At 63.4% G+C, this 17,940-nt stretch carries 18 protein-coding genes; 15 read left to right on the forward strand and 3 right to left on the reverse strand.

The genetic code is table 11. The features are described from left to right. Nucleotides 1-2 precede the first annotated feature (2 nt). The 15 genes from ACYYG1_RS08390 (at nt 3) to ACYYG1_RS08460 (ending at nt 15,151) form a co-directional block, all read left to right on the forward strand. Nucleotides 3-1,274, forward strand: a complete 1,272-nt coding sequence (locus ACYYG1_RS08390; RefSeq protein ID WP_461209852.1) for an N-acetyl sugar amidotransferase — start codon at nt 3-5, stop codon at nt 1,272-1,274. Beyond that, complete coding sequence (locus ACYYG1_RS08395) at nt 1,267-1,830, forward strand: GNAT family N-acetyltransferase (protein ID WP_461209853.1); 564 nt, start codon at nt 1,267-1,269, stop codon at nt 1,828-1,830. Before ACYYG1_RS08390 ends, ACYYG1_RS08395 begins: the two co-directional genes overlap by 8 nt. Then, nucleotides 1,827-3,221, forward strand: a complete 1,395-nt coding sequence (locus tag ACYYG1_RS08400) for a hypothetical protein (RefSeq protein WP_461209854.1) — start codon at nt 1,827-1,829, stop codon at nt 3,219-3,221. Before ACYYG1_RS08395 ends, ACYYG1_RS08400 begins: the two co-directional genes overlap by 4 nt. A gap of 10 nt (nt 3,222-3,231) precedes the next feature. Then, a complete protein-coding gene (locus ACYYG1_RS08405) occupies nt 3,232-4,359 on the forward strand; it encodes an N-acetyl sugar amidotransferase (protein ID WP_461209855.1) in 1,128 nt (375 codons plus the stop codon). Nucleotides 4,360-4,364: 5 nt separating this feature from the next. Continuing rightward, entirely contained in the window at nt 4,365-5,120 is a 756-nt protein-coding gene (locus ACYYG1_RS08410; RefSeq protein WP_461209856.1) for a cytidylyltransferase domain-containing protein, read from the forward strand. A 1-nt stretch (nt 5,121) separates the two neighbouring features. Next, on the forward strand, nt 5,122-6,072 hold the full coding sequence (locus tag ACYYG1_RS08415; RefSeq protein WP_461209857.1) for a Gfo/Idh/MocA family protein: 951 nt from the start codon (nt 5,122-5,124) through the stop codon (nt 6,070-6,072). Continuing rightward, nucleotides 6,065-7,024 (forward strand): hypothetical protein, encoded by a 960-nt coding sequence (locus tag ACYYG1_RS08420; protein ID WP_461209858.1) that lies wholly within the window; start codon nt 6,065-6,067, stop codon nt 7,022-7,024. Before ACYYG1_RS08415 ends, ACYYG1_RS08420 begins: the two co-directional genes overlap by 8 nt. Then, on the forward strand, nt 7,021-8,331 hold the full coding sequence (locus ACYYG1_RS08425) for a DegT/DnrJ/EryC1/StrS family aminotransferase (protein WP_461209859.1): 1,311 nt from the start codon (nt 7,021-7,023) through the stop codon (nt 8,329-8,331). Before ACYYG1_RS08420 ends, ACYYG1_RS08425 begins: the two co-directional genes overlap by 4 nt. Before the next feature lie 111 nt (nt 8,332-8,442). Further along, nucleotides 8,443-9,144 (forward strand): imidazole glycerol phosphate synthase subunit HisH, encoded by a 702-nt coding sequence (gene hisH / locus ACYYG1_RS08430; protein ID WP_461209860.1) that lies wholly within the window; start codon nt 8,443-8,445, stop codon nt 9,142-9,144. Beyond that, a complete protein-coding gene (hisF, locus tag ACYYG1_RS08435) occupies nt 9,144-10,004 on the forward strand; it encodes an imidazole glycerol phosphate synthase subunit HisF (protein ID WP_461209861.1) in 861 nt (286 codons plus the stop codon). The genes hisH and hisF overlap by 1 nt, the downstream gene beginning before the upstream one ends. Nucleotides 10,005-10,018: 14 nt before the next feature. Next, nucleotides 10,019-12,454: a PEP-utilizing enzyme gene (locus ACYYG1_RS08440; RefSeq protein ID WP_461209862.1), complete on the forward strand. Its 2,436-nt coding sequence runs from the start codon at nt 10,019-10,021 to the stop codon at nt 12,452-12,454. Nucleotides 12,455-12,522: 68 nt separating this feature from the next. Further along, nucleotides 12,523-13,071 (forward strand): gamma-glutamyl-gamma-aminobutyrate hydrolase family protein, encoded by a 549-nt coding sequence (locus ACYYG1_RS08445; RefSeq protein WP_461209886.1) that lies wholly within the window; start codon nt 12,523-12,525, stop codon nt 13,069-13,071. After that, a complete protein-coding gene (locus tag ACYYG1_RS08450) occupies nt 13,071-13,844 on the forward strand; it encodes a phosphocholine cytidylyltransferase family protein (RefSeq protein WP_461209887.1) in 774 nt (257 codons plus the stop codon). Before ACYYG1_RS08445 ends, ACYYG1_RS08450 begins: the two co-directional genes overlap by 1 nt. After that, a complete protein-coding gene (locus tag ACYYG1_RS08455) occupies nt 13,841-14,350 on the forward strand; it encodes an adenylyl-sulfate kinase (RefSeq protein ID WP_461209863.1) in 510 nt (169 codons plus the stop codon). The genes ACYYG1_RS08450 and ACYYG1_RS08455 overlap by 4 nt, the downstream gene beginning before the upstream one ends. A 9-nt stretch (nt 14,351-14,359) precedes the next feature. Continuing rightward, nucleotides 14,360-15,151, forward strand: a complete 792-nt coding sequence (locus ACYYG1_RS08460; RefSeq protein ID WP_461209864.1) for a class I SAM-dependent methyltransferase — start codon at nt 14,360-14,362, stop codon at nt 15,149-15,151. On the opposite strand, the gene ACYYG1_RS08465 is transcribed toward ACYYG1_RS08460, so the two are convergent. Genes ACYYG1_RS08465 through ACYYG1_RS08475 form a run of 3 tightly spaced genes read right to left on the reverse strand, consistent with a single transcriptional unit; the run spans nt 15,148 to nt 17,939 of the window. Beyond that, nucleotides 15,148-15,882: a formyltransferase family protein gene (locus ACYYG1_RS08465; protein ID WP_461209865.1), complete on the reverse strand. Its 735-nt coding sequence runs from the start codon at nt 15,880-15,882 to the stop codon at nt 15,148-15,150. The two genes, ACYYG1_RS08460 and ACYYG1_RS08465, sit on opposite strands and share 4 nt — an antisense overlap. Continuing rightward, nucleotides 15,866-16,537, reverse strand: coding sequence for a hypothetical protein (locus ACYYG1_RS08470; protein WP_461209866.1), 672 nt, complete (start codon nt 16,535-16,537; stop codon nt 15,866-15,868). The genes ACYYG1_RS08465 and ACYYG1_RS08470 overlap by 17 nt, the downstream gene beginning before the upstream one ends. Continuing rightward, nucleotides 16,512-17,939, reverse strand: a complete 1,428-nt coding sequence (locus ACYYG1_RS08475) for a glycosyltransferase family 2 protein (RefSeq protein ID WP_461209867.1) — start codon at nt 17,937-17,939, stop codon at nt 16,512-16,514. The genes ACYYG1_RS08470 and ACYYG1_RS08475 overlap by 26 nt, the downstream gene beginning before the upstream one ends. Nucleotide 17,940 lies beyond the last annotated feature (1 nt).

A 17,940-nucleotide genomic window follows, 5' to 3' on the forward strand; every position in this document is an offset into this window, starting at 1 on the left:
CCATGCGCTACTGCACTCGCTGTCTGTATCCGGCCAACCACCCTCTGAACATCGTGTTCGACGACGAGGGGGTCTGCAGCGGCTGCCGGGTGCACGAGGAAAAGGACGTCCTGGACTGGGACGAGCGCCTGCGGCGCCTGCGGCGGGTCGTGGCGCCCTTCAAGGACCCCTCGGGTGGACGGGCCGACTGCATCGTGCCCGTGAGCGGGGCACGGGACTCCTTTTTCATCGTGCATGTGGTCAAGCATGTCCTCGGGCTGCATCCTCTGCTGGTGAGCTACAACAAGCAGTACAACACCGCCCTGGGCATCAGGAACCTAGCCCGGCTGCGTACGATTTTTGACTGCGACTTCATGTCTCACACCGCGTCCCCGGATTCTGTGAGGCGCGTGACCCGTGCCACCCTGCGCGCCATGGGCAGCATGTACTGGCACTGCCTGGCCGGGGAGACCGCGTATCCTGTGCAGATCGCCGCGCGGCTGAAAATCCCCCTGATCATCTGGGGCGCGCATCAGGGTCTGGACCAGGTGGGCATGTTTTCGCACCTGCACGAACCCGAGATGACCAGGAAGTACCGCAGGGAACACGATCTCATGGGTTTCGAGGCCGAGGATTTGCTGGCCTTCGACCCCTCCCTGGAGGAGCGGGACGTGCTTGGCTTCCTGTACCCGGACGACAACGAGCTCGAGGCTGTGGGCGTGCGGGGCATCTATCTGGGCAATTTCCTGCGTTGGGATTCCAAGGCCCAGCACGAGGCCATGATCGACCGCTACGGGTACGCGGCCGCTTCGGTCCTGCGGACCTTCGACACCTACAGCGACGTGGATTCCCTGCACTACACCGGTGTCCACGACTACACCAAATACTGCAAATGGGGCTATTCCAAGGTCCTGGACCATTGCTGCCGCGAAATCCGGCTCAAGCGCCTGACCCGTGAGCAGGGCATCGAACTGGTACGGAGGCATCAACAGGTCGAGCCTGCGGACATGGACGTTTTCTTTCATTGGCTGGGCATGGAGCGCGGGGAGTTTACGGAACTGGTGGACACCCACCGCAGTCCGGACGTCTGGACCCGCGAGGGTCGGGACTGGGTACTCGCGGACAGCGTGCTCAACCATATGCATGACGAGGGCGTGGAGCAGGCGCGCCTGCCCGTGGAGCAGGACTGCCGTTTCAGGACCACCCACGCTTCGGTGGATGACACGCCCGAAGGCTCGGGCCGAGCCATTCTCGTGGGCCGGGGCTGGGAAGACGGGGAGGCTGGCCATGATTGATGCCCCGGATCTGTTCCTTGTTCCGTTCACCGAGGAGCACCTCACGCCGGAGTATGTCTCCTGGCTCAACGATCCGCAGACCACGGCCTACAGCGAGCAACGCCACCGCAGGCATACCCTGGAATCCTGCCGCGCCTATCTGCATGGCGTACAGCCTCCGGACCTGTTCCTGGCCGTGTGTGCCAAGCCGGACGGGGTGCACATCGGCAATGTGGGCGTGGCCGTGGACCCGGCCAACGGCCTAGCCAACGTCTCCATCGTTTTGGGCGTTTCCCGGGGCAGGGGCTTGGGGCGCGTGGCCTGGACGGCCGTCTGCGATCATTTGTTCCGCGCCTTGGGCATGCGTAAGGTGCAGGCCGGAACCATGCGTTGCAATTGGGCCATGGCGGCACTGGCCCGCGGGGTCGGCATGCGGGAGGACGGCGTTCGCCGCCGCCACTACCTGCTGGACGGGCAGGAAGTGGACATCGTGCATTTCGCCCTGTTCCGGGAGGATTGGCTCGCCTGGTATCCGGAATCCTGCTGGCAGGAACGGAAGACGGGAGGGCAGTCGTGACCTCTTCCGCTTTCAAGGACTTTGCTGGGCGTGTGAACCTCATACTGCTCTTCGACCATGTGGGCCGCGCGGGAAACGGTTTTTTCCTCTGTTTGTTCGACCGCCATCCCCAGGTGTTGACGTGTCCCTGGGTGCATTATTTGTACTCGTATCTTGATGCTGAATTCGGTGAGTCGGTTTCCTACGAAGCGAAGCAGGCTTACGACTTCGTCGCAACCCGCAGCTATTTCCGATATGTTTTCCAAGATGTTACAGAAGAAATGGCCGCGACGATGCGCCGCTTCGGCGCGTCCCCGGAAAGCCCGCTGGATCGCAGGGCGGCCCGCGAATTTTTTGCCGCCTGCGTGCAGGGCGGCCCGAGGATATCTCGTCGTGATCTTGTGGCCGCCGCCTATGGGGCCTACGCCGTGGGCACGGGGCGCAATCTGGACGAGGTGAAGTATATCCTGATTCCCGATGCCGTGAGCCTGCGCCACGAATCGCTGCGCGGGGGCTTTTCCGGGCGCATCGCCGATTCCGCCCTGCACGATTTTCCTGAGGCGCGGATGGTAAGCTTGGTGCGAGATCCCAGAGCCATGTTCGCCTCCAATCGCCACCAGTTCGTGAACGCCAACGACAACATGTACGCCGTCACTCCTGCGGCCTGCCTTGCGCGCCTGGCCGAGCTTGTGCGTTTGGACCTGCACCCGGAGAACAGCGTCTGGCTCTATTGGCTCTGGTACGCGGCGGCCACGGGCAGGACCATCTACCGTCTCAAGAGCGAACACGGTGGGCGGTTTTTGACCCTGCGCAACGAAGATATCAATTTGTGTTTTACAGATACCCTGAAGAGGCTTTGCGCCTGGCTGGGAGTCGATTTTTACGGGCCCTGGGCCGAGGAGGGCTTTGAGCCCACCAGCGTGGGCCTGCCCTGGCGCGGCACGGGCGCGTACAACAGCCGTTACCAGGTCGCCACGGATGGTCCCCTGGCCAACGACCCCCAGAGCGTTGCGGACACGGTCACGGGACCCAACCGCTACGTGACCGAACGCTGGAGATCCCGGTTGCCCGGGCATGAGGTCCGGCTGCTGGACGCCCTGTTCGATCAGGAAATGTCGGATCTGGGGTATGGGCACGAAGCAGGGCCGCGCCCGCGGCTCTGGCCCCTGCTGCTGTGCCCCTTCAGCGGCGAGCTGCCTTCCGTGCGCTGGTTGTCCCGGGGGTGGGGTTTGGGCCTGGCCGAGGGGGCCCGACGTCTGTTCTACGCCTGCGTGTTCCCGCTGTTCGGCTTTGTGTCGCGGATCCAGTTGCTGCGGCTCGTGGCGCGTGGAGAATTCGACAACCCCTGGATCGCCAGGAACGAATCGGCGCTGTTGCGGCCGGAAGCCGATCCGGAACCCCGGGCCGGGTGAGGGAGGAGTCATGCGCTATTGCAAATATTGCGTTCAGCCGGATACCCGCCCCGGCATCGCCTTTGACGAAGAGGGCGTGTGCCCGGCCTGCCGCTATGCCGAGGAGCGGCGGCGTCTTGATTGGAGTGAGCGCCGTCGTGAGCTTGAGAAAATTGCTGACTATTGCCGGGTGCACAACGTGTCCGGCTACGACTGCATCGTTGGGGTCAGCGGGGGTAAGGACAGCACGCGCCAGGCCGTATTCGTGCGCGACGAACTCGGGCTGAATCCCTTGCTTTTGTGCTGTAGCTACCCCCCGGAGCAGTTGACCGAACGCGGGGCCCGCAATCTGTCCAACCTCATCAGCCTGGGGTTCGACCTGACCACGGTGGCTCCGGCCCCGGGCGTCTGGAAGAGGATGCTGCGTGAGGGCTTCATACGTTACGGAAACTGGTGTAAATCCACAGAGATGGCCCTTTACGCCAGCGCCCCGCGCGTGGCCATCGCCTATCAGATTCCCGTGGTCTTTTTGGGCGACAATCCGGCCACGTCCATGGGTGAGTTGAGCACCGGCTCCAAGACCGGCGACGCCAACAAGATGAAGTACAGCAACACAATAGCCAGTGGACCCGATGAGTTGGCCCCGGAGGGCGTGGGGCCCAAAGACCTGTTCTGGTATCGCTATCCCAGCGACAGGGATATGGATCTGGCTGCGCTGCGTGTCGTGTATCTGGGGTATTTTTTCGACTTCAACAGGAAGGACAACGCCGAGTTCTCTATGGCCCGGGGGCTTGAGGTGCGCGACGATCCGCCAGAGGATATTGGGGACATCACCGGCCACGAGGCCCTGGACGAGGATTTCGTCATCCCCGGCCAGATGATGAAGTATCTCAAGTTGGGCTTCGGCAAGGCCACGGACCAGGTCTGCGAGGAGATCCGCCTGGGCCGTATGGCCCGCGAGGAGGCGATCCGCCTTGTCCAGTTGTACGACGGGAAATGCGCCCCAAGGTATCTGGAGAAGTTTCGGCGCTACATGGAAATGGACGAACAGGAATTTACCGACATCATCGAAAGCTACCGGAACAGGGACCTCTGGCGGCGGAAACCGGACGGGTCCTGGCGGCTGAAGGTGGATTTCGACAACAATCCCGTGGAGTGATGCACATGGAAGCAACCGGAAAACCCAGGATTGTGGCCCTGATCGAGGCGCGCATGAAGTCCTCGCGCCTGCCCGGAAAGGTCATGCTGGACCTTGCGGGCAGGCCCATGCTGATGCAGATGGCCGCGCGCGTGGCCCGCAGCCGTCTGCTGGACGACGTGGTCGTGGCCACCACGGATACCCCCTCCGACGACATCGTGGCCCAGACCTGCGCGGACAACGGGGTCAAAGTCTTCCGGGGTTCGGAAAACGACGTCCTGGACCGCCTGCTGGCCGCGGCCCGGGAACACGGGGCCGACGTCATCGTGCAGCTCACCGGGGACTGTCCGCTCATCGACCACCGGCACATCGACCGCACCATCGAACATTATTTGGCCGGGCGGCCCGACTACGCATGCAACAACATGCCCCCGTCCCTGCCCATTGGCTTCGACGTGCGCATGTTTCCCTCCAGCGTGCTGGAGGATGTGGGCCGGCGCACCCAAGACCCTATCGACCGTGTGCACGGTTCCTACTACATCTACACGCATCCCGAGTTGTATAGCGCCAGCAGCTGGACCGAGACCAGGGACATGTGGCCCGAACTGCGCCTGACCGTGGACGAGTATCTGGACTTCAGGCTGGCGCGGCGCGTGTTTGAGGCCCTGTTGCCGGTGCTGCCCGATTTTTCGGCCGAGGACATCGTCACATACCTGCGGCAACATCCCGAACTGGCCGCCTTGAACCGGGGCGTGCGCCAGAAGCGCCCGGAGGAGGGCTGAGATGCTGCGGGCGGCAGTGGCCGGAGCCGGGCGCATCGGCTCGCGCCTGGACGCCGAGGGCGCCTCCGCGCCCATCACCCACGCCGGGGCCCTTGCGGCCCACGGCCTGTTCGAGCTTTGCGCCCTGGCCGACACGGATGTGGACCTTGTCCGCTCCGAGGCCGCGCGCCGGGGCGTTCGAGCCTATGCGGACGTCGCCGACATGCTGCGCGCAGAACGGCTCGACGTGCTGGCCGTGTGCACCCCTACACTGGCCCATGCCCAGGTCGTGGAGGCGGCCTTGGAGCATGGGGTGCGTGCCATTGTGGCCGAGAAGCCCCTGACCTCTTCCTTGGCCGCGTCCCAAGAGGTGGTGCGCCGCTGCGCGGACGCGGGCGTGCCCCTTGTGGTCCACTACACCCGGCGCTTCATTCCGGCTTATGCACAACTGCGTGCGCGCATCCTGCAAGGCGGGGCGGTAGCGGCCACCATCCGCTACGCCAAGGGCCTGCGCCACAACGGGGTGCATGCCGCGGACCTGGCCCGCTATCTGTTCGGGGAGGTCCTGGGCTTCAGCGCCCTGGATGCGCGCTACGATCATTGGGCCGACGATCCCACAGTCACTGCCTGCCTGCGTTGCGAACGCTGCGACGCGGTGTTGCTCCAGGGGCTGGACGAGCGCTGCTACACCCATTTCGATTGCGATGTGTTTTTGCCCGACGGCAGGGTGGTGTTCGGACGGGACGACTTTTCGGTCCGGGGGTACGAGGTGCAGGACAGCCCCCGCTACCACTGCCCCTGCCTGCGTCCGGGGGAGGAACGTCCCACGGGCAAAGAGGGAGCCCTGCAGAGCCTCTACGACAATGTCGCCGCAGTCTTGGCCGGTCGGGCCGAACCGGTTTGCAGCGGCACCGATGCCCTGGCCGCCGAGACCTTGTGCCAAGCCCTGGCCGTGGAGATGGGCCGTGCCTGAGCGTGCGGCCATGCTGGCCCCGGCCTTGGCCGGGGTGCGCCGTCTGGGCCTGCTGTCCGCCGACCCCGGCGCCCATGCCGTGATGCGCCAGCTGCGCCGGGAGCTTGCGGAGGTCGTGCCCGGGGTCTTCCAGATCACCACGGGCTGGGCCCGGGAGCACGACCCCGGGGATAGCTTGGCCCTGGCCCCTGGGCTGCTGGCCAAGCTGCGGCCGGATTGCTTGTTTTTGGGTGCCTGCACAGACTTTGCGCTTACCGGCCGCTTGATCCGGGAATGCAGCGACCTTGGCATCACCAGCGTGCTGTTATTCGACGCCTGGAAGAATTGGAGTGAGCATTTCCTGGGCGATGGAGAGCTCGCGATGCCGGATTTCGTATGCCTGCCCGATGCCGCGGCCGAGCGTATGCTGGAGCGGGCCCTGGACGCGGAGCCCCGGTTCGCGGGCAAACGCCCTGGGCGGACACTTATCTGCGGCCAGCCGGCCCTGGAGGCCGATGCCCGGGAGGTGGCCGCAGTCCCCGCCGCAGTCCGGGACGAGGTCCGGCGATCGGCGGGGGGTGGAGACGGGCCTTTGGCCGTGCTTTTTTTGGACCCGATCCGGTCCTCGGACGGGCTGGGCTACGACGTGTCTTCCCTTGTCGCGTATCTGGGGGATTGGATTCCGCGCCAAGCCCCGGGCACAGTGGTTCTGGTCAAGCCTCATCCTCGCCAGCCCCAGCCACTTGGGTCCGCTGATTTCGCGGCTTGGGATGAGCGGGGCGTGCCCTGGGCTTTTGCCCGCCACGGGGTTGCGCCGCTGGTCGCCGCCGCGGACGAAGTCTGGGGCTCGACTTCCGTGGTACTGGTCCTGGCTCGTTTGTGCGGCAAGGTCGTGAAGAGCTTCCAGCCCGGGCGTACGGCCAAGGGTGAGGCCCAGAGCAATCCGTATCTTGAGGAGGATCGTGTTGCATGAAGAGCTATGACGAATTGGCCGTCAAGGGCGGCCCCGCAGTCAGGACAAAACCCTTTCCGCGATATAATCCCATTGGCGTGGAGGAGCGCGAGGCCGTCGTCCGCGTGGTGGAATCGGGCCATTTGTCGCGGTTCATGGGTGGCTGGACCGAGGGCTTCTACGGGGGGTCGGAAGTGCGGGCCCTGGAAGAGGAGTGGTGCGCGGAGTATGGCTGCGCCCGCGCGGTCTCGGTGAACAGCGCCTCGTCGGCCCTGTTCTGCGCTTTGGGCGCGGTCGGTGTGGGCCCGGGTGACGAGGTCATCGTCTCGCCCTACAGCATGTGCATCTCGGCCACCGCGCCCTTGTTCTTCGGGGCCGTGCCTGTGTTCTGCGATGTGGAGCCACGCCACTATTGTCTGGATCCGCAACGCCTGGAGGAATTGATTTCCCCGCGCACCAAGGCCATCGTGGCCGTGGATATCTTCGGCCTGCCCGCGGATTTCCAAGCCATCATGGACATCGCCTCCCGGTACGGGATCGCCGTCATTGAGGATGCCGCGCAGGCCCCGTATTCCCTGTTGCACGGCCGCAGGGCCGGGACCCTGGGCCACATCGGCGTGTTTTCCCTCAATTGCCACAAGCATATCCACTGTGGAGAAGGCGGGATCGCGGTCACGGACGACCAGGCCCTGGCCGAACGCATGTGCATGCTGCGCAACCATGCCGAGGCCGTGGCCGGTCCCAAGGGAGAGACCGATCTTACCAACCTCGTGGGCCAGAATCTGCGCATGACGGAACTGGAGGCCGCAGTGGCGCGTTGCCAACTGCGCAAGCTGCATCCCCTGGTTGAGCGCAGGCGGGAGCATTGCGAACGGACCTTGCGAGGCCTGAGCGAATTGCCCGCGTTGGAATTCGGCGGCCTGCGCCCCGGGGCCACGCATTCCTATTATCTGCTGCCGCTGCTTTTCGATGAGGATCGGGCCGGGGTGGGACGTGACGATTTTTTGGCGGCCGTATGCGCCGAGTTGCAGCCCACCAGCGGTCGCGAGAAGGAAGGGGTAAAGATTTACGGGGGGTATGTGCAGCCCATCTACTGGCTGCCCCTGTTCCAGCATCGGGTGGCCATGGGCTCACAGGGGTTCCCCTTCACCTTGGCCCCGCACGTGCGCTACCACCGAGGCCTGTGCCCGGTGGTGGAGGAACTGCACCAGAGGCGCCTGTTCATTAGCGATATCATGCACGCTATGCTTGCCGATGAGGATGTGGACGATGTGGTGCGGGCCTTCGTCAAGGTCTGGGCTCTGCGGGGGGGCTTGGCCCGGGGATGATCCGCCCGGGAGGATGGATCGGTTTTTGCTAGAATTCTCGAGAGGGAGAAGCGGTCCGAGGTGGCCGCGTCCCTTGTAGCACAACAGAGCCTGGAAATGGGAAACGGCGTCATGTTCAAGGTAGATATCCCTCTGGCCCCGGGCCGAAGCATCGGGTTTTCCGTCAGGCTGCGGGCTCCTTCGGGCCGTACGCCGCGCGTGGCCGTGGTGGACTACAAGATCGGCAACATTCATTCTGTGCACAACGCTCTGCATCTTCTGGGTGCGCGGACCACGGAGGTCGTTTCCGCCCAGGGGCTGGAGCAGGCCGACGCCATCATTCTGCCGGGTGTCGGGGCGTTCCCCGAGGCCATGCGCAACCTACGTGCCCAAGGGCTTGAGGAGCCGCTTACCCGGGCTGTCATGGAACAGGGAAAGCCAGTTCTCGGCATCTGTCTGGGCATGCAGTTGTTCGCCCAAAGTTCCGATGAGTTCGGGTACAGCCGGGGGCTGGGATGGATCGACGGCCATGTGGCCGCCTTGCCGCAGGGCGTGTGCCTGCCTCACATGGGGTGGAGCGTGCCGGAATTCAGGGAATTCGCCATGGCCAAGGGCGTTCCCCATGACGCGCATTTCTATTTCGCCCACACCTATCATATGCAGACCCCGGAAGAGGTGGTTGCGGCCCGTTGTGTCCACGGGCAATCCTTTGTGGCCGCCGTACGCAGGGGCAACATCTGGGGTACGCAGTTCCATCCGGAGAAGAGCCAGGTCTACGGATTGATGCTGCTGCGCAACTTTTTGGATTTTGCATTGCCCCCGGAGGATGCCTGATGCCTAAGCCGCGAGTCATCGCCAAGCTCCTGATCCGGGAAGATATCTGTGTGCAGAGCGTGGACTTTTCTAGGTATTTTCCCCTGGGGCGTCCGGAAATCTCCATTAGGCACTTCAATTCCTGGGGCGCGGACGAGATCGTCTGCCTGCACCGGGGGGGGCTTGGCGATGATTCCGCTTTTGAGCGGGTCAAGCGCTACGCTTCTTGTTGCCAGGTTCCCCTGGCCGTGGGCGGCGGCCTCGACAGTTTGGAGGCCGTGCGCAAGGTCTTGTATTATGGAGCGGACAAGGCCGTGCTGAACACGGCCTTGGTGACGGTTCCCGACACTGTTACCGCGGCTGCCAAAAGCTTCGGCAGCCAGAGCGTGGTGGCCAGTATCGACGTGCGTGGCCAGGAGGGGCAGTGGCGCGCCTGGATCAACGGGGGGGCGACCCCCACAGGCCTGGACCCGGCCGAACTTGCTCGCCGCGCCCAAGACCTGGGAGCTGGGGAGATTCTGCTTGCCTCCATTGACCGCGATGGTCAGGGCCAGGGCCTGGATGTTGATCTTCTGCTCCATGTGGCCGGGGCGGTGAGCGTGCCCGTGATCCTGGCTGGCGGGGCTGGCCGGCCGGAGCATTTCCAGCAGGCGTTCTTGGGCGGGGCGGACGCCGTGGCCGCTGGCAACATGTTGCACTACGCCGAACACTCTGTGACTCTGATCAAGCGTTTCCTCGTGGACTATGATGTCCATGTCAGACTGGATACTCCTTTTGATTACAGAGGGATATCAATCGATAACAAGGGACGTCTGCTCAAGCGTTCCGCTGAGGAGATCGAGAGTTTGTTTTTCGTGAAGATGAAACCGTTGGTCATCTAGCCGGAGGCCGTGTCATGGACGACAAACGCAGCGCAACAGAATCCGCCACAGGGGCGGCGGTGGGCGGCATGGCTCCCGGCAGCAAGGCCGTGACCCTGGAGCGGCTGCGTGCAGTCTATCCGGACCTGAACATCCCTGAGTTGATCTATTTCACCTTGGCCCGCTGGCGCCGTGAGCCGGAGGCTGTGCTTGCCGAAATCCGCGCGGCCTTTGTGGGGCGCCTGCTGGTGGTGCGTTCCAGCGCCCGAGCCGAGGACACGGCCGAATGCTCCAATGCCGGGGCGTTTTTGTCTCTGCTGGATGTGGATTCCGGCAACGAGGTCAAGCTGCGCGAGGCCGTGGAGGCCGTTGCGCGGGCCCTGCCCGGCGAATCCGGCGACCAGGTTCTGGTCCAGCCCATGGTGGAGGACGTGCGGGTCTCCGGGGTGATCATGACCCGTTGCATTGAGGACGGTTCGCCCTACATCGTCATCAACTACGACGAGTCAGGTAAGACCGACCGGGTCACGGGTGGACAGGGCGCGTCAAAGACCGTTCACGTTTTTCGCGGCGCAGGGGGGGACATGTTCCGTTCCCCGCGTCTGAAGTCTCTGGTGGCCTTGGCGGGGCGCCTGGAGGGAATATTCGGCTCCAGTTCCCTGGATATAGAATTCGGCATCGACGGCCAGGAGCGAGTTCATCTCTTCCAGGTCCGGCCCATAGCGGCTCGCCGCCTGTGGTCCGAGGAGATGGACCGGCGCATAGTCCGGCGCATGGGCTATCTGGAGTCTTTTGTTCAGCGCTGCATGCTGCCCAGGCCTGGTCTGTTCGGGGAGAGTTCGGTGCTCGGCGTCATGCCGGATTGGAATCCGGCGGAGATGATCGGCGTTACGCCGCGGCCCCTTGCGGCGTCCCTGTACCGCGAATTGATTACCTCCTCGGAATGGCGCAAAGCCCGCGAGGTTATGGGTTATAAGCCCCTTCCGGCCGAGGAGCTGATGGTTCTGGTTGCCGGCAGGCCTTACATCGACGTGCGGGTCAGCTTCAATTCCTTCCTGCCCAGCGGCATGGCGCCCCATCTGGCCGCCCCGCTGGTGGACGCCTGGCTGCACCGGCTATGCACCAACCCTGAGCTGCACGACAAGATTGAATTCTCCATAGCCTCCACCTGCTACGACTTCAGCTTTGACGCGACCTTTGCGCGGCGCTACCCGGGCTTGTTCACCGCGGACGAACTCAGCGTGTATAAGGGGTTGCTCATGGGGCTCACGCGGCGTTGCCTGGACCTTTCACCTGCGGGAACCTTGGCCTTGTGCGAAGCGTCGGTGGCTAAGCTTGAGCGGCGCCAAGCCATGCGCCCGTCCTTGGAGGGCACGGGATCCGGCGTGCTTCCGGCCATCAAGACCCTGGCCGAGGAATGCAGGGTCTTGGGCACGCGTCCATTTTCCGTGCTCGCCCGTCACGCCTTTATTGCCGAGTCCCTGCTGCGTTCCGCTGTGGAGCGCGGTGCGCTGCGGGCCGAGCGCCTTACGGAACTGCGCCGCTCCATCCGAACCGTGGGCGGGGATATCTCGTGCGATTTTCAGAAAGTTTTGGCCGGGGAGATGCCGCGCGACGTCTTTCTGAGCCGTTACGGCCATCTGCGGCCGGGCAGCTACGATATTCTGTCCCCGCGTTACGCCGCGCGCAGGAATCTGTTCGACGCATCCGCCGTGCAGGCGGTGGCTCACAGGCCTGCGGAGTTCGCGCTTACGCCACAGGAGCGGCGGAGCCTGAACGCCCTGCTTTCTGAATCCGCCCTGGCGGACTACGAGGCCGAAGACCTGCTGCAGTATGTCCGGCGGGCCATTGCGGGGCGCGAACAGGGCAAGTTTGTGTTCACACGCAACCTGTCGGATATCCTTGAAGGCTTGGTACAGTGGGGCAGAAACCTGGGCCTGTCCCCTGACGATGTGTCCTTCCTGCCCTTCAATGCGGTCATGGAGCAACTCATTTCCGGCATCCTTACGGACGAGAAGTCCCATTTTTCCATTCTTGTTGCGGCCAACCGCGAGCGTTTCAAGTATGGTCAGGCCTTGCGCTTGCCCTTTGTCATTACCTCGCCGCGCGACGTGTACGTGGTGCCCCAGCACAGAAGCGCGCCAAATTTCATCTCCCAGAAACGGACCTTTTCTCCGGTGGTCAACCTCTCCAGCCACGACGAGGATGCTGATCTGACGGGCAAGGTTGTCTGCATCGAGAACGCGGACCCGGGCTTCGACTGGATATTCACCAGGGGAATTGCGGGGCTGGTCACCAAGTTCGGGGGCGCCAACTCCCACATGGCCGTGCGTTGCGCCGAGTATGGCCTGCCTGCGGCCATTGGCTGCGGCGAGAAACTTTTCGCGGCGGTTTCCGAGGCCGGGCAGGTGGATTTGGACGCTGGAGCCCTGAGCCTGCGTCCTGTCTCAGGGGGGCATGAATGCGTATAGGGGTCAGTTGCCGTGTGGTCCGAGACAGGGATTGCGGCGAAGAGCGCGACGCTCTGGCCCATGACTGGATGTCTTTTTTCGCGGCCTTGCCGCCGGTATTGGATTTTTTCTGGCTGCCGGTACCTAATCTGGGCGGTGAAGGGGTGCGGCGCTTTTTTGGCGATTGGGGGCTTGAGGGCCTGATCTTAAGCGGCGGGAACGACGTAGGCCAGTGCCCGCGGCGCGATGCCACAGAAGGGGCCCTCCTGGACACGGCCATGGAGCGGGGCCTACCCGTGCTCGGGGTCTGCCGCGGGTTGCAGTTCATCAACACGCATCTGGGCGGAACTGTGGCCTCCTGTCCGGACAAGGGGCACGTGAACACGCGCCACGCGGTGCGCGACCCGGATTCCGGGGCGTTTTTACGCGAGGTGAACTCCTTCCACGGGTTGTGCATCGGCCCGCAGGACCTGGCCCCGGATCTCAGGCCTTTGGCCTGTGCGCCCGGCGGATGGGTGGAGGCTGCGCGCCATGTGCGGCTGCCCGTGGCGGGCGTGATGTGGCATCCCGAACGCGAGGCCACCCCGTGCGCCGAGGATGTGGCCTTGCTGCAGGAATTGTTTGCGGGAGGAGCATGATGAAACGGGCCGTCATCCTTGCCGCTGGTCGGGGGTCACGCATGAAGAATCTCACGTTGGACAAACCCAAATGCCTGGTGGAGATTCTTGGCCGTCCGTTGTTGCACTGGCAGTTGGAGGCCTTGCAAGCGGCAGGAGCGTCCGACATTAGCGTGGTCACCGGGTATCTGGGCCACAGCCTGGAAGGCGATTTCAAGACGTTCAGCAACCCGCGCTGGTCCTCCACCAATATGGTTTCCACCCTGCTCTGCGCCCACGAAGTGTTGGCTGCCGGGCCCTGCATCGTAGCCTATTCCGACATCCTCTATCGCCCTGGGCACGTCCGGGCCCTGGCGCGGGCGGAACACGATTTGGCCGTGACCTACGACACCCTCTGGGAGCCCCTGTGGTCTCTGCGTTTTGCCGATCCCCTGGAGGATGCCGAGACCTTCGAAGCCGAGAACGGCCTTTTGACAGAAATCGGTGGCAGGCCCTCGTCCCTGGACGAAATTCGCGGGCAGTTCATGGGGTTGCTTCGTTTTACTCCCCGCAGCTGGGGCGCTGTGCGGGAAGTGCTCCTGGATCTGCCTCTGCAGCGCCAGGATAGCCTGGACACCACGGCCCTGCTGCGCCTGCTTCTGGCGGCGGGTCTGGATGTGGGCGCGGTGCCCGTGGCCGGAGGCTGGGTCGAGGTGGACAGCGCCCGGGATCTGGCCCTGTACGAGGAGCGCATGAACCAAGCACGTGAACAAGGCGGGGCCTGGTCCCACGATTGGAGGGAGGCCTCGGCATGATCATCTGGATTATCGGCCTTTCGGGTGCGGGCAAGACCACCCTGGCCCAGGAGACAGTGGCTCTGGCCAGGCGGCGGCTGGCCAACGTGGCCCTGGTGGATGGCGATGTGTTGCGCGAGGTCTGGGGCGGCGACCTGGGGCATACCATGGAGGATCGCAAGCGTAACGCGGACCGGCTATGCAGGTTGTGTCGCTACCTGGAATCTCAGGGCATCCACGCCGTGTGCGCTGTGCTCTCGCTGTTCGAGGAGTCCCGAGTCTGGAATCGGGACAATCTGGGGCAGTACTACGAGGTCTACGTCAGGACGCCCTTGAACGAACTCAAGGCTCGTGATCCCAAGGGGCTCTATGCCCGAGCTCTGGCCGGGGAGATCGATTTGCCCGGGGTCTCCCTGCCTTTTGCGGAACCCGAAAACTCCGACCTTGTCATCGAGAACACGGCCGATAGGGCCGCACTCCTGGCCCATGCTTCACGGCTGGCCGTTTTGTTTCAGAACGAAAAGTGACGGAAAATCATGCGCATCACCTATCGCGGCAAGAGCAACAAGGAATATTGGGAAAAGCGTTGGGCCGCCGTGCCCGTGGACGAACCCATGGACGCGGCGGACACGTATCCCCTGCGCTATGCGCTGATGGCCGAGGCCATGGCGGGCGAAGGGGCCAGAATCCTGGAGGCCGGTTGCGGCGCTGGCAGGATTATGCGTTTTTTTAAAAATAAGGGTTGCAAGATCGAGGGGATGGATTTTGTCGCCTCGGTCATTGAGACCTTGAAGCAGGCCGACCCCGATCTGGATGTGGAGCAGGGCAACATCACCGGGTTACGCTATGCCGACGAGAGCTTCGACTGTGTTTTGGCCTTTGGGCTGTATCATAATCTTCCGCCGGATATCCTTGAAAGGGCCCTGGCCGAAACCCACCGAGTGCTCGCCCCCGGTGGGGTGCTGTGCGCGTCGTTCCGCTGCGACAACATGACCACCCGCATCATGGATCGCATCCGTGAGCGGGAATCGCCGTCGGACCCGTGCGCGCGGGAGTTCCACAAGCTGAATCTAACGGAGGCCGAGTTCCGCGCTGTGCTGCGGCGCGGCGGTTTTTGCGTGGACTCCATGCACTATGTGGTGAACATGCCGGTGCTCTACAAATTCTGCATCTTCAGGCACAAGCGGCACAAGGTCTTTGACGAGCACCTGATGCGCCGCGAAGGTGCGCGCCTCAACGCTGCGGGCAGCCTGCTGCAGGCCGTGATGATGCGCGTCATGCCCGGGCAGTACTGCAATATATTCGTGGCCTTGGTCGTGCGGGATTAGCGCTGGATCGTGCGTCCGCGCCCGAGGATCAGGGCGTGGCGCAGCACGGGATGCATGATGAAGTACGGCTGCGTGGGCGCATTGTTCAGGCCCGAGTCCGGCCACTCCCGGTTTCGGGCATAGGCCTCCACCACCAGAACCAGGACCTCGGCCCTGCACAGGCCGTCATACACGTGGTCCAGGGCCAGAGGGTCTTGGGGCGCCGGAAATTTCTTTCGCAGCAGGATGGGGCCGGAATCAATGGCCTTGGACAGGAAGATCGCGCTGGCCCCGCAGAATCTCCGCTCCAGGAGGCTGTAGTGGTTGGTGGTGCTGCCCTTGTATTCGGGCAGCCAGCCTCCGTGAACATGCAGGAACCGTTTGCCGCAGCCCAGGGTCTCCGGGCGCAGTATCACTCCGCCGAATCCCGAATAGATAAAGACCTCTGCCTTGACTCCGCGCAGAAGGGCCACGACCTCCGGGGCGTTGATGTCGCTCGATGGGGCGGTCAGGCATTGCGCGCCGTGGGCGTGGCAGATTTCCGTCAACGGCGTGTTGGGGTCGAATTCGCCCCAAAAGGCCTTGGCCACGGGCTGTTCTTCTTTGCATTGCCCCGGACGGGGCGCGTCCTGGCCGCTCGGGAGGAAGATGCATTGCCCAGGCAGCAATCCATGGGCCGCCAGGGCCTGGGCGTAACACCTTGAGCGGGAGGTGTCGGCGGCCACAAGGGCCAGTTCAGGCGGGGTCGCCATCGTCATCTCCGAAAAGCTTGGCCATGGCCGCAAGCTCGTAGCGCAGACCCAGGACGGCGTGTCCAGCCGAAAGGGGGGGGTGCAGGGCTTGTACTGGCAGGGAACAGACTAGGTCGCAGAGCTTCAGCAGGCAGTTGAGGGTCCGCAGGTCGTTGTCCAGGGCGTGGAGCCTGCCCAGAAGCGAGGCGAACAGGGCGTAGGACGGGGCATCCGTCTCCGGGGTGCCCCGCAGGGGATAGCGCGGAGCCAAGAGGGTGTGGGGCAGTTTCTTGCTGACCTCGAAGCGGCGGATCAGGCCGAGAAGGTGGTCTCGGTTCTGGGCTGATGCCTCCGTCAGAGGCTCGGTGGCCATGATCCTCAGGAAATCAAAGGTGCAGGAGCAGGGGGCGGTGCGTTGGCCAGCGTCCAGGCCGTCCAGGGCCAGGATCAGGGCCGGATCGTCCGGGGCCGGAAGCAGCGGGGCTCTGGTGTCGTGCCCAAGGACATGGAGCAGGGGAGAGGCGCATTCGGCTTTTGCCAAGTGCGTTTCAAGTTTCTGTGCGCGAGAGATTCGTGCGGCCCGGTAGGCGATTACGAAGTCCCAGCCCAGGAAGGGAGGATACATGTAGCTTTCGGACTCCTGGAGCAGGTTACGCCGTGCGTAGGGATATCGCATGTGCGTCCTGGTCGGGCCTTGCCTTGTGCAGAGCCTTCCCGTGGGGGGCTTCGGAGGCCAAAAAGTTGGCTATGGCCAGGTCTTTCTTGGTCAGGATGAAGAAGCTTTCTTCCTTGGGAATCACATAGTGCACGGATCTGGGGCCCAGAAGTTCGCCGCGTCTGATGTTGGCGTTGCGCGCGGTGAGCACCACCTTGGTTTCGGAGTATACGATATTGAAATCCGAGGTGAAGTGTTTGGGGCCGTTGATTTGGGACAGGCCGTAAGGAGTGCGCATGAACACGGGGGCCTGGATTTCTTCGGCCGTGAAGGAGCTGTCCGCCTGGTTCAAGACCAGGGTATGGATCCCTTCCTCCAGGGTGGCCGTGGTGGTGAGGGGGGCCTGGAGGTAGGAGAGTTGGGTCAATCCCTCCTCGCGTAGCCCCAGCCCGTCCAGGACCGTCTCCAAGGTCATGGTCAGGGGCACGGTGCGCAGGGTTTGTTTCTGTGTCCTGGGGATGAACCGTAGGCGCTTGTCGTCATAGTGGCTTATGATGGAGCACACTTCGGGGGTGTCCGAGGTTACGATCACGTATTCGAAGAGGTCCGAGGCCAGGGACTTTTCAATGCAGTTGGCCAGCAGGGTCTTGCCCTTGAATTTCTGGCTCCAGAGGTCAGGCAGGGCGTCGTAGTATCTGCGGCAGGGGATGACGCTGATGATGGGGCCGTTTTTCTGGATTTCCGCTTCCGAAAAGGTGTTTTTGATCTTCCTTCGGGCGTCCAGGATGCGGCCGCTGTCCTTGGTCAGGTTTTTCGAGTGCTGGCGGTAGTAGAAGAGCGGGAGGTTGATGTTTTCGCACTTGTGCGTCTTGTTGACCTTACTCCAGATGTAGTAGCCGTCCTGGGCCTTGATGTTTTCATTGTAGCCGCCGACTTCGAGGATGACGCTTCTGCGCATCATGGTGCAGGCCCCGTGGGGCGGGATGTCCTGGATATGGTTCTTGTAGTGGTATTGTTCCCGTCGTTCCTGGGCGTAGACCTGTCCGTACTCGTCCATGAGGTAGTAGTCCGGGAAGACCAGTGCCACTTCCGGGCGGCGGTCCAGATGCGAGCTCAGCACCAAGAGGATGTTTTCTTCGAAGATGTCGTCGGCGTCCAGGCGGACGATGTATTCGCCCCTTGCCTCGCGCAAGGCCAGGTTGGCCACTGCGGCGAGGCGCATTTTTTCCGTGCGTATCAAGCGAATGCGCGGATCCCCGGCATAGAGCTCCATGATGTGCGCGGTCTCGTCGGTGGAGCCGTTGTCGATGAGCAGGAGCTCCCAGGAATCCATGCTTTGGCGAAGGACGCTCTCGATGGCTTCCGAGAGGTACGCCGCATAGTTGTGGGAGGTTATGTAGACGCTGATCTTGGGGGTGTTCATG

The organism is Desulfocurvus sp. DL1XJH-121, from assembly GCF_054819825.1.